Genomic DNA, 11,664 nt, shown 5'->3' with positions numbered 1-11,664 from the left:
ATCGGGATACTCCCGGACATCGGCGATAAGTGTCTCATCACTGATTTTAGTCGGGGGTTTATCACGCGTCGTACAAGGTTCTATTTTGTGACTCCACCGAAACAGGGTACGGATAGAGACCTCAAAGTGGTCGCTGGTTTGCTCGAACGTCAACGAATGTTTGTCTTTGTATGCCAAAACTCTTTTTCGGAAATCTAGACTGTAACCCATTTCAACTCTGCCTTGTCATTGGAATGTAGATATTATGACATAGTATTGTGATTCCGCTATACCTCTATCATGCGCTCAACCACGCGTTTTTGGGCGTCATTGTCAGCTTGCATCTTTTCGACCATATCAGAGGCATGTAACAAACCACAACCGACTTGCTTAGAAGCGAAAGCAGCAAGACCCGCCCATTGGAAACGGTTATCGTGCAACCACAACTTAGCATAAGCTGCATTAATGCGTTTATTGCGTTCTTTAGGATCTGCAATCAGTTTGCCACCGGGTGCGACAATGTCTTCGGCCTCTTTCTGATACCTGCGCCAAATACACTCACAGGTGAGTATGAGGACATCAATGACTTTAATTTGTTTTCCATCTTTTTCTTCGAAATGACAATCGCACGCTGCGACAGATTGGGTGCTTTGGTACAAATCTATGTCATCATATTTATGTTTTTTAAAGATTTGGGTCATTTACGTCTTCCTGATTAAAATATTTTTAATATCATCCTGTTACTAAAATACGTATTGCCTTCCACACGCCTCATTTGTATTTTTAATGAGACGCGACAGCTATACTGACTGAGGAGGATCTATTTTGACAGTGAAGGGAATGCTGGTTAAACCTTCTGCAAGATTCATCCCACTACCATCACTCGTTCCTGAGTGCTCCAATTTGTTATTTTTCAATGTGTAAGACACATTAGGTATCGGTTTATTCGTGTCATCTTCAACAAGTTTAATGTATAAATCACGTTTAAGTATTTTCTGACAATCATGGCAATAAATCGAATTTTCATTACTCATCAATCTTTCTCCTGTTCTTTCTCTTGTTCCATCACCATTCATCATCACCTGCTGTCGTCGTTGCCAGTTCCCGCAGGTACAGCGATTCTTGGTTGTTTTTCATTGAATTTTACTTATATCTTATCCATCAGAGATCGGTGTTATGCTAAATTAAAATAATATCCAGTCAGTCAAGGTGATTTATTGCGCACATTAATCAATAAAATTAATTAACCAATTAAATCCAATTTTTGTCTGGTTTTGGCGGAATATGGGGTGTTAACGGAATTTGTACAGGAATTCAGGGCATTAAAAGAGGCATAAAAATGATATATAAAAATACATTAAATATAGTTAATAAGTTACAACCATTTTCGATTGTTGAATTGGAAACCGAAAGATTGTGGCTGAGGGCCTGGAAGGAAGAAGACCGGGAGCCTTTCTTTCGCCTAAGTTGTCATCCTGAAGTCATGGAGTTTTTCCCTAACACACTGACCAAAGAGCAGAGCAATATTTTTATCGATAACTGCATACGTAAATTTGAAACGCAGGGCGGTTGGGGATTATGGGCGGTTGAGTTAAAACAGAGTGGTGAATTTATCGGGTGTATCGGCTTGAATATCCCGAATATTGAATTTCCATTCTCTCCTTTTGTTGAGATAGGCTGGCGTCTGGATAAGCCATTTTGGGGACAAGGTTATACTTGTGAAGCTGCCCGCAGAATTTTTGCTTTCGCATTTACGGAAATCGGGCTGGAAGAAGTGGTCGCTTTTACCACAATTTCTAATTACCGCTCAGAGAGTGTAATGAAGAAATTGGGCATGACCAGAGATGAAAAAACCTTTCTGCATCCGGGCCTGAAAGAGAATCATCCCTTGAGAGAGCACGTTCTGTATCGACTGCGGCATTCCGATTTTGTGTGAAACATCAAGGTCATCCTGATGGAAAGGGATAACCTTGATGGACGCTATCTTAGGCCGAAGGGTGTATGCCGGAGGATTTATTGTCTGGAGATAACCAGAGCGACGCGGCCGATAAATTTGATATCGCTGACGGCACAATCAAACGTGACGTCGCTATCGCTGACCCTAATCCTGCTGATTGGGATTTTGGCAATCTTTTTGATGCTGTGCATACCCTCAATATCCACCAGCCATAAGCCATCCTGAATATTATCTTCCTGAGTATCCAGTAGATACCATGAGGTACCATCATCAATAATAAGCGGATTTTTTAGTTCCGTGGAAATCAGCTCGTTGTCCAAAATCACTGGGTTAGCCTCATTGAGCTTACCCCCTGATAATTTTACGCGAGAGATGGATGGGGCAATGATATCTTCCAACCGTTCCGCTTTTTTGCCGCTTTCTCCATCTGGAAACATTTCTCCCTGACCTGTGCTCAACCACAGCAGTGAAGCACCAGTTTCGAGATTACACTGGATGATCCAATCCGCGGGAAAGCTATCACGAAGGTAGCGATTTGCCATCGTGCTTTTGGAAACGCCCAAATGGTCACTCAGAGCCTGACGTGATTTAAACCCATACGCGCGGACAAGACGTTCAATAGCAGGTCTTCCCCCACTATCAGCCCCCATTTTGATCTCAATATTGGTATTTTTCATTGACAGTACAGATAATAGCTATTAGTATCTCAATAAAGTTCTCATATTGAGACCTTTATTGAGCCCGGATTGGTTAAGCCGAAAACCATCGAGAGATATTGCATCATGAACGCCCAAATTTCAATCTTTATACTTGTCCCTCTTCAAGAGGCATTTATTATCTCCCCGCAGCGTGGAAAGATAATAAGCGGCTTTATATTTCGGGAATGTTACCGCGGACAGGTGGTACCGTTTGAAATGGAGGGAAAATATGGCGAATACTGAAAAAGAAAAATTTGCCCGGATTAACCTCGGCCAGCGGCTGGCAGGACTGAATCATTTGTCGAGGATCAGGGCGGCCTATTGGGGGGAAAATGAGAAGGAGTTAAACCGGTTTTTAGCTGATATGCGCGATAAAACAGACAGCTACTACGAAAAGAATAAACGGGCGTTATCGGCCATTTTCTATTTGGCGAATATCCCGCGCTCCCGCCACGACAGTGAATTCAACCATTTTACCCAAGCGGAAAAACAGGCGCTGATCAAGGCGATGAATCATATCAAGGTCGTGGTCAGTCAGTTTCCGAAGCACCTGGCATTGGCTGGCTAATAACTACTTTCTGTTAAACATTTTCTACTAAACACATTACCGCTTTGAACAAATGGCATGAGTACGTCAGGCCCTTGCACATTCCTAATATGGTGAAATTGATGAATTTTGATGTTATCACGCATAAACAACATGCTATGCCGCAGGGTATTTCAATGGCAGAGCGCCTGCTCTGGGAAGTCAACGCAGAAGATCATCAATGGCGTCACCAATATATCGGGCAGATGCCGGATTTTCTGGCGAAATATTTCAGCCATCGTTATACCGATATCTTTAATCACTCAGGCCGCCGTGAGGCAAATGCTTTCCTGAGAAAAACGGTTGGGCAGAATGTGTTGCCAAGATTGCAGTTGGCAAAAGCAAGGTATCAATTTCACCATCGTATCTCTGGTTTGGCGCCTTTTCCTTTTATTGAGCAATTGGAAAATATGGCGACCTATGATCGCAAACAACTCTTGAAACTTGCCCACACGATTTCTGTTTTTATTTCCGGCAATTATGAGCACTATTCTGTGCTTGTTACCCAAAAGCCCTCATCAACCCCTGTTGACGGCCAAAACGATGAACCATTTTCCCGTGTTGCCCGATTGTACCGATTGCTGGCAAAACTGACGTTGCAATGTGGTACTCATCCGCCTTATTGGCAGCGTTTCAATCGCGGCCGCAAAATGCCCTCTGTCGATCAACTCTGTTCGGGGATGTTGCGCATGATGTCGGCTCGCTGGTGGTATTTTCGTCTAAAGCACCTGCGTGATATTCAATCTGAACATATGGCCATTGCCGTTGGACAGGTACAGCAAGCCGCATCTCCTTACGTTTCACGTCAGGCATTGCGGGAATGGCTGGAACAAAAGCGGCGCAATCGTGAATTTTTCAAACACTTTGATTTGGAAAATGAAAAGGGGGAACGTATTTCACTGGCAGATACGATTGTGCATAGCAATGCGAACCCGGCGATCCGCCGTTGTGAATTGATGGTCAGAATGCGCGGTTTCGAAGATGTTGCCACTGAAATGAACTGCGTTGGGGAGTTTTATACCATCACGGCACCGGCAAAATACCATGCTGTTCAGGGTCGGGGCGGGTTTGTCAAATCCTGGAATGGCGCAACGCCACGTGATACGCAACGTTATTTATGCCGGGTCTGGGCAAAAGCACGGGCGGCATTCGCCAGAGCAAAAATCAATCTGTTTGGTTTCCGGGTGGTGGAACCCCATCATGATGGCACGCCGCATTGGCATCTGGTGCTGTTCATGCTGCCAGAGCATGTGCAGCAGGTCAGAAGCATTCTTGGGCATTATGCCTGTCAGGAAGAGCAGGACGAGTTGCAGAACGATGAAGCTAAAAAGGCACGTTTTCATTATCAGGCGATCGATCCCAATAAAGGCAGTGCCACGGGTTATATTGCCAAGTACATTTCCAAAAATATCGACGGTTATGCACTGGAAGAAGAAAAAGATCATGAAACCGGAGAATTTCTGCGCGATATGGCGAAATCAGTGACAGCTTGGGCGAGCCGTTGGCGTATTCGCCAATTTCAACAAATCGGTGGCGCCCCGGTTTCGGTTTGGCGCGAATTACGCCGGCTCAGGGAAATCCGTCTCGCTGATCACAAGATAAACGCCGTGTTGCAGGCAGCGGATGAAGGGAATTGGGCGGCTTATACCCAAGCACAGGGCGGGCCTTGGGTGGCGCGTCGTGATTTAGTCATTCGCTTATTTTACAAGAACATCCCTTTTGGCAGCCCTTACGGTGAAGATGTTCAATCCATCCAAGGTGTAACTTCCCCCTTTTTGTCCCACGCCGGATTTATTTGTACGCGAATTCACCAATGGTCTATTGTGCCGAAATTAGAATCTACGGTGACACCTGAACGAATTGTGTATAAAAGGAGCAAAAAAATTTCCCCTTGGAGTTCTGTCAATAACTGTACGGATGAACAGGAAAACAGCAAGATAAGGGGTTATCCAGACCGCCGCATTGCCATAGTAGAAAAATCAATCAAATTGGCAAATATTTCTGCTAAAACAGCAAACAATAGTCACTAACTATCAAATTTACTCCTCAAAAAAGGCAAAAAATACTTTAAATTTAATCTTATTACGTGTACTGTATATGCATACAGCTTATTATATGGAGGCAGGTAAATCAGTGGAATCTCTTATGGAATCATTGGTAGCGCAACGGATCAATTTTATTGCTCGAATGGCAACAAGTTGCGAATGCAATCATGCGGAAGACAAAGAGCTGGCACTGGTTTGGATAGCTGAGCTATCTGCACCTTATGAAAAAAGGTTTAACAGTTACCAGAGTAAACTGGAAAACGATCTGTCAGGTAATGAGGTGGCCGGTAACAAAGTTTTAAGAAATAAAGTGTTAAGAAATTCGGATTCAACAGAAAAATAGATTACTACACTATCCTGATACCAATTTTAGCATTGGAACCAGGAGCAGTACCTCCGTAAGAGTGACAGGGACTCAAAAGAGCAGTGACCACGATCATATAATGGAACTCATTTAAGAGGTTTGGGAGGATAATAGCCAAGGGGCAGGAAAGGATTTCCTGCCCCTCAGTTTATGTGTGCTGCTTACCTGACAATCTCACCGCATTGAGGCATTCCGTTAATTATTTGATCATAACTTTCCGAGTGACTAACTATTTTCTGCAAGTTTTCTGCAAAAAAAGAGAGGAGAGTGTATGCAAATTATTGCACAACAAAATGAAACGGTTGATGCCATTTGCTGGCGTCATTATGGCCGTACACTGGGAATGACCGAGCGTGTGTTGCAGGCCAATCCTGGATTGGCTGATTTTGGCGCGGTATTACCTCATGGAACGCAAGTTGAGATGCCCGAATTTATGCCTGCTGCCCGCAAACCCATTATTCAGCTGTGGGATTAATAAGGAGGCTGAACGGTTTTGTTAGGGATCAGAGCAATAAAGAAACTGCCTTTGATTGTGAGTCTGATTGTTGGCGGAAGCCTTGGCTGGTGGGGACATCGCTCGCTGGTTCTCAGTGAAATAGCGAGTCTGAAACAGCAACACGCAGCCCAGCTTGTCGCCATCAACCAAAAAGCTCAATCGGAAATGCTGGCTACACTTGGGCAAATGAAAGCGGCACAAAATCGGGTTGCACAATTGGATGAATATTATTCAGGAAAATTAGCTGATGTTACCGAAGAAAACACGGTCTTGCGTGCTGACATCGCTGCTGGTTATCGGCGGGTGCAAATCGCAGCCGCCAATCTTGCTACCTGTCAGCTCACCCAAGACCGAGATACCGGCGCCCGCAGCGTGGGCGATGGAACCCAAATCGAACTCACTGCAAAAGCTGGACGCACTATTTACGCTATCCGAGCCGGCATTATCCGCGATCAAGCCAAATTAGACTATTTGCAACAGTATGTGCGTGAGGTTGTGCGGCAATGCAAACCACAATAGTGTAAGCCGCAATGATCGCAGTTTATTTCAAAGACCTTCTTTCATCTTAGGGAAGGTCTTTTATTTTATTGATTTAAAACGATTTTGTGACTGGATTTGTAGGGTGTTTCCTACAATCCCAGTTTAATGCCCAGCCCACTTTTCCGTGGCATTCTTACGCCATGAACACACAACTCACTGAACTGATGCGCTTATTGCGCAACCTGATCCGCACCGGCGTCATTACCCAAGTGGATACCACCAAGGGAATGTGCCGGGTCGCGACAGGCAATCTTGAAACCAACTGGCTGCACTGGTTGACATCCAGAGCGGGAAACTCCCGCACATGGTGGGCGCCCAGTGTCGGTGAGCAGGTTTTATTACTGTCCATAGGCGGAGAACTGACCACCGCCTTTGTATTGCCTGCGATTTTTTCAGATGAGTTTCCGGCGCCATCAACCTCACCACAAGCAACGCATATCCAGTTTCCGGATGGTGCTGTGATGGAGTATGAGCCGCAATCCGGCGCATTGACTGTGACTGGTATCAAAACTGCGACAGTGACTGCTTCGGATTCCGTCCATATTACCGCACCGGAAATCACCTGTGTCGCCAGCAGCCGCATTACGCTGGATACACCGGAGGTCATCTGTACGCAGCTAATGAGCACAGGCAACTTAATTGTGCGCAACGGCGGCAAAATGACGGGCAATATTGAACACACCGGAGGCACATTCAGTTCCAACGGCGTGGTCGTGGATTCCCATAAACACACCGGCATTCGGTCAGGCGGTGACACATCAGGAGGCCCCGTATGATGTATCTGGGAATGAATCGGCAGACCGGCCGGGCGTTGACCGATTTGGCGCATATCCGGCAATCCGTCAGCGATATTTTATTAACCCCCGTGGGCAGCCGTCTCGCGCGCCGTACCTACGGCTCTTTGCTGCCTGAACTGATTGACTGGCCGCAGAATCCAGCACTCAGGCTTCAGGTCATGGCGGCAAGCTTTACCGCAATCAGTCGTTGGGAGCCGCGGGTGGCGCTGACTTCCATCACGATGGAAACGCGACAGGACGGCAAAATGGTGGTGGATATTACGGGGACTTATCATCAATCCGCCCAGGAATTTTCACTTTCTATTCCGGTGAGCCATTCCCGGTAAGGTTAGTCATGCCAACAATCGATTTAAGCCAGTTGCCACCACCGGATGTGGTGGAGCTACTGGATTACGAACAACTGCTGGAGGAGCGCAAAAAAGGCTTGATATCGCTCTATCCGGACGATCAGCAAGAAGCCATTGCACGGACTTTGCAACTGGAATCCGAACCTTTGGTCAAGTTGCTGGAAGAGAACGTTTATCGCGAGTTGCTTTTGCGTCAACGGGTGAACGAAGCAGCCAGAGCGGTGATGGTGGCCTATTCGACCGGCAGAGATTTGGATCAATTGGGTGCGAACAATAACGTATCCCGTATGGTTCTGAGTCCGGCGGATAACGCTACCGTGCCACCGACACTGGCAGTGATGGAATCTGACAACGACTTTCGCGTTCGCATTCCACAGGCTTTCGAAGGTTTGAGCGTTGCCGGCCCAGTCGGCGCGTATGAATACCATGCCCGCAGTGCGGATGGCCGAGTCGCGGATGCGTCGGCCATCAGCCCATCGCCGGCTAACGTGACCGTGACCATTATGTCGCGGGAAGACAAGGGTATCGCTTCCAAGGCGTTGCTGGAAATCGTTGAGAAAGCCCTGAACGACGAAAACGTGCGTCCGGTGGCGGATCGCCTGAAAGTCCAGTCAGCGAACATTGTGGAATATGAAATTGATGCGGTGCTGTACATTTTTCCGACGCCGGAATCAGAACCGATTCGCAAGGCGGCGGAGCAGAAACTCAAACACTATGTCGAAGCCCAACATCGTTTGGGGCGTGACATTCGTTTATCGGCGATTTATGCGGCACTGCATGTGGAAGGTGTCCAGCGGGTGGAACTGAAAGCACCGTTGAAAGATGTCGTACTGGATAAAACTCAGGCATCTTACTGCACCAAAACCACTCTGACGATGGGAGGTTCGGATGAGTGATCGCCTCCTGCCGATGGGTTCGACCCCGCTGGAACTTGCGGCGGCTAAAGCCTGCGCTGAATTGCAGCAGGTGAAAGTGCCACTGCGTGAGCTGTGGAACCCCGACACTTGTCCGGTATCCCTGTTGCCCTATCTGGCGTGGGCCTGGTCGGTGGATCGTTGGGATGAACACTGGTCTGAGAGCACGAAAAGGGAAGTGATCAAAAGCTCACTGTTCCTGCATAAACACAAAGGAACGATTGGCGCGATCAGGCGGGTTGTGGAGCCATTAGGTTATCTCATCCGCGTCAAAGAGTGGTGGCAGACCAACGAAACACCGGGCACTTTCCGGCTGGATATCGGTGTACTGGAAAACGGGATCACCCATGAAATGTTCGAGGAGCTGGAGAACCTGATTTTTGATGCCAAGCCCGTCAGCCGACATTTGATTGGCTTGGATATCAATCTGGATACACGTGGTGAATATCACTACTCGGCAGCGACTTACAGTGGTGACGAACTGACTGTTTACCCTTATTTCCCGGAACAAGTAACCGTATCCGGCTCAGAAGTTATGGGCGCGGGCATACATATTATTGATGACATGAGGATTAGACCATGAGTACCAAATTCTTTGCGCTGCTGACGCAGTTAGGCGCAGATAAATTGGCAAATGCCGCGGCACTGGGGACTAAAATTGAAATTACCCATATGGCCGTTGGTGATGGTGGCGGCAGCCTGCCGACCCCAGACACCAAACAAACCAAACTGATTAATGAAAAACGTCGTGCCGCGATTAATACGCTGAGCATCGATCCAAAAAACACCAACCAGATTATTGCTGAGCAGGTTATCCCTGAAAACGAAGGCGGTTGGTGGATCCGTGAAATCGGCCTGTTCGACAAAGACGGCATTCTGATTGCGGTAGGTAACTGCGCAGAAACTTATAAACCGCAATTGCAGGAAGGCTCCGGCCGCACCCAGACGATCCGCATGATCCTGATTGTCAGCAGCGCTGACGCCGTGACATTGAAAATTGACCCGTCGGTGGTTCTGGCAACGCGTGAATATGTGGATAATTCTATTACGAAACATGCGAACAGCCGCAACCATCCTGACGCGACACTGAAAGAGAAGGGATTTGTCATCCTAAGCAGCGCGGTGGACAGCAATAGCGAAACCCATGCTGCAACACCGAAAGCGGTAAAAGCGGCTTATGATTTTGCTAATTCGGCGAATAATAATGCCAATGGCCGCGTTCCTTCTGGCCGTAAGGTCAATGGCAAGGCACTGAATGCGGATATTTCGCTGAATGCAGGTGATGTGGGGGCATATAATAAAGATGAAACTGATGCACGGGTGAATGAAGCGAAAGCCCAGGCAAAAGCCGCAAATGATAATGCCAATGGCCGCGTTCCTTCTGGCCGTAAGGTCAATGGCAAGGCACTGAATGCGGATATTTCACTGAATGCAGGTGATGTGGGGGCGTATAATAAAGGTGAAACTGATGAGCGTGTAAATGCCCGTCTGGAAAAAAGTAAAAATGGTGCTGACATTCCAAACAAAGATGAGTTTGTGAAAAACCTCGGTTTAGCGGGAACTGTGGAGTTGGCTGTTGGAGCATTGTCTAAATATATTGTTAGGGAAGTAGGTAATGGTGAAACACTTGTAAGTTGTAATATTCCCGGAATATATAATATTGCTGTTACTAATCCTGCAACAGTATCAGATTTTCCAAAAGTAAATGGAAATCCAATTTATAACTATGGCATGATGATTGTGACTGTGAGCCATTCAAGCATTTCACAATTATATATGTCTCATCGTGGACACATTGCTGTTCGTCAATTATGGTATCCGAGTAAAGAATATGATGAGTGGTTTGTTCAATATAGTTCTGCGAACAAACCAAATTTGGAAGATCTTGGGGCTGTATCAATTAATGACGCAATGCGTCTAACATATTTGGATGGATGGGAAAATATTTACAATGGTTATTCTGGATTTATTCCTAAAGCTTCATTCCTAGAAAAATATCACTTGCCAATTAATAATTATGGTGTTCAATTAAGATTTAGCAACGTAAGTGGAGCATCAAGTGAAGGCAACGATCAAGTATGGAGTCATAGATTGATTTTCATACACAGAGGAGATACATACCGTACAGATCATATCAATAAAGATGAAATAGTTACTCGTAAATTCTGGGATAATATGAACGCTAAACAGGATACAAATGGCTTTCTCAGAATATCTTCCCCAATAGTAGAAATTTATTCTGATGGCAAATTCACAACTAATAATGAATCAGAAGGTGCTACCGTCACTAAACTTGGTATTGGTCACTATAAGATATTTGGTGTGCTAGGCTATAATGCCGATGGCGCATGGGGAATACATGGCGGTATCTCATTACCAAAGAATAATAATGGATTAGAGCTAATTTACATTGATGATCATGTAGAAAAAGACGGAACTATCACTATTAAAATATTTCACAGACAGCATATTCATTTAATTAAAGATTTCCAAAACAGGCGGATAAAAGAAGTTATTGATGATAAAATTTTTTATTATCTCGATGGGGAAAGTTGTGATATTCCTGATGGTTGTCACTTGGATGTTCGTGTCCAAATGCCAAAAGATTCTATTTGGAATAAAAAGAAGATAGAACTTTCTGACATACTATGATAAATAAGGGGCATTATGCCCCTGTAATTATTTTTTTGTATTTGCGCTTTAGTTAATATATTTGAAATGCTATTTGACAAATTTTTTATATCAGAAAAAGAACTAGAAATTCCATTAGTTTTAACCATATAAGGTAAAGTCAAAGATCCATTTTTAATCGCTTCATCAATCGTGGAAAAGACTTCAGCAACTGGTTGAGATATGGATTTAATATCTTCCACTGTTTTTATTTTTGTTAGTTCTATCATAAGGTTAGCAAAATTAACCAGTAATATTCCTATAATATCTG

At 45.4% G+C, this 11,664-nt stretch carries 16 protein-coding genes; 11 read left to right on the top strand and 5 right to left on the bottom strand.

The window, feature by feature from the left end; all coding sequences use genetic code 11:
- The 3 genes from PSI15_RS15925 to PSI15_RS15915 all read right to left on the bottom strand — a co-directional run.
- On the bottom strand, positions 1 to 210 hold a 210-nt coding region (locus PSI15_RS15925; protein WP_273584382.1), incomplete at its 3' end, for an IS630 transposase-related protein.
- 56 nt (positions 211 to 266) lie between these two features.
- Positions 267 to 680: a DUF2515 family protein gene (locus tag PSI15_RS15920; RefSeq protein ID WP_273584381.1), complete on the bottom strand. Its 414-nt coding sequence runs from the start codon at positions 678 to 680 to the stop codon at positions 267 to 269.
- 99 nt (positions 681 to 779) lie between these two features.
- Positions 780 to 1,013, bottom strand: coding sequence for a hypothetical protein (locus PSI15_RS15915; RefSeq protein WP_273584380.1), 234 nt, complete (start codon positions 1,011 to 1,013; stop codon positions 780 to 782).
- 305 nt (positions 1,014 to 1,318) lie between these two features.
- Here PSI15_RS15915 and PSI15_RS15910 point away from each other — a divergent pair, with 305 nt between their 5' ends.
- A complete protein-coding gene (locus tag PSI15_RS15910) occupies positions 1,319 to 1,915 on the top strand; it encodes a GNAT family N-acetyltransferase (RefSeq protein ID WP_273584379.1) in 597 nt (198 codons plus the stop codon).
- 77 nt (positions 1,916 to 1,992) lie between these two features.
- Here the strand turns inward: PSI15_RS15910 and PSI15_RS15905 are convergent, their stop codons facing one another.
- On the bottom strand, positions 1,993 to 2,613 hold the full coding sequence (locus PSI15_RS15905) for a phage repressor protein CI (RefSeq protein WP_273584378.1): 621 nt from the start codon (positions 2,611 to 2,613) through the stop codon (positions 1,993 to 1,995).
- Positions 2,614 to 2,863: 250 nt separating this feature from the next.
- On the opposite strand from PSI15_RS15905, the gene PSI15_RS15900 reads away from it, so the two are divergent.
- From PSI15_RS15900 to PSI15_RS15855, 10 genes are all read left to right on the top strand, one after another.
- On the top strand, positions 2,864 to 3,202 hold the full coding sequence (locus tag PSI15_RS15900) for a DUF5347 family protein (protein ID WP_273584377.1): 339 nt from the start codon (positions 2,864 to 2,866) through the stop codon (positions 3,200 to 3,202).
- A gap of 101 nt (positions 3,203 to 3,303) precedes the next feature.
- Complete coding sequence (locus tag PSI15_RS15895; protein WP_273584376.1) at positions 3,304 to 5,250, top strand: replication endonuclease; 1,947 nt, start codon at positions 3,304 to 3,306, stop codon at positions 5,248 to 5,250.
- 115 nt (positions 5,251 to 5,365) lie between these two features.
- Entirely contained in the window at positions 5,366 to 5,608 is a 243-nt protein-coding gene (locus tag PSI15_RS15890; protein ID WP_273584375.1) for a hypothetical protein, read from the top strand.
- A 292-nt stretch (positions 5,609 to 5,900) separates the two neighbouring features.
- Positions 5,901 to 6,104, top strand: coding sequence for a tail protein X (locus tag PSI15_RS15885; RefSeq protein WP_273584374.1), 204 nt, complete (start codon positions 5,901 to 5,903; stop codon positions 6,102 to 6,104).
- 18 nt (positions 6,105 to 6,122) lie between these two features.
- Positions 6,123 to 6,644 (top strand): lysis system i-spanin subunit Rz, encoded by a 522-nt coding sequence (locus PSI15_RS15880; RefSeq protein WP_273584373.1) that lies wholly within the window; start codon positions 6,123 to 6,125, stop codon positions 6,642 to 6,644.
- Positions 6,645 to 6,805: 161 nt separating this feature from the next.
- Complete coding sequence (locus PSI15_RS15875) at positions 6,806 to 7,441, top strand: phage baseplate assembly protein V (protein ID WP_273584372.1); 636 nt, start codon at positions 6,806 to 6,808, stop codon at positions 7,439 to 7,441.
- Positions 7,438 to 7,788, top strand: a complete 351-nt coding sequence (locus PSI15_RS15870; RefSeq protein ID WP_273584371.1) for a GPW/gp25 family protein — start codon at positions 7,438 to 7,440, stop codon at positions 7,786 to 7,788. The genes PSI15_RS15875 and PSI15_RS15870 overlap by 4 nt, the downstream gene beginning before the upstream one ends.
- A gap of 8 nt (positions 7,789 to 7,796) precedes the next feature.
- Positions 7,797 to 8,705: a baseplate assembly protein gene (locus tag PSI15_RS15865; protein WP_273584370.1), complete on the top strand. Its 909-nt coding sequence runs from the start codon at positions 7,797 to 7,799 to the stop codon at positions 8,703 to 8,705.
- A complete protein-coding gene (locus PSI15_RS15860) occupies positions 8,698 to 9,306 on the top strand; it encodes a phage tail protein I (protein ID WP_273584369.1) in 609 nt (202 codons plus the stop codon). Before PSI15_RS15865 ends, PSI15_RS15860 begins: the two co-directional genes overlap by 8 nt.
- Positions 9,303 to 11,375: a phage tail protein gene (locus tag PSI15_RS15855; protein ID WP_273584368.1), complete on the top strand. Its 2,073-nt coding sequence runs from the start codon at positions 9,303 to 9,305 to the stop codon at positions 11,373 to 11,375. Before PSI15_RS15860 ends, PSI15_RS15855 begins: the two co-directional genes overlap by 4 nt.
- Here PSI15_RS15855 and PSI15_RS15850 read toward each other — a convergent pair.
- Positions 11,297 to 11,664 (bottom strand): hypothetical protein (locus PSI15_RS15850; protein WP_273584367.1); only part of this gene is annotated, 368 nt, incomplete at its 5' end. The two genes, PSI15_RS15855 and PSI15_RS15850, sit on opposite strands and share 79 nt — an antisense overlap.

Source organism: Xenorhabdus sp. PR6a, from assembly GCF_028599065.1.
GTDB lineage: Bacteria > Pseudomonadota > Gammaproteobacteria > Enterobacterales > Enterobacteriaceae > Xenorhabdus > Xenorhabdus doucetiae.
The sequence above is the reverse complement of the archived record's forward strand: the minus strand, read 5'-3'. Positions and strand labels throughout refer to the sequence as shown.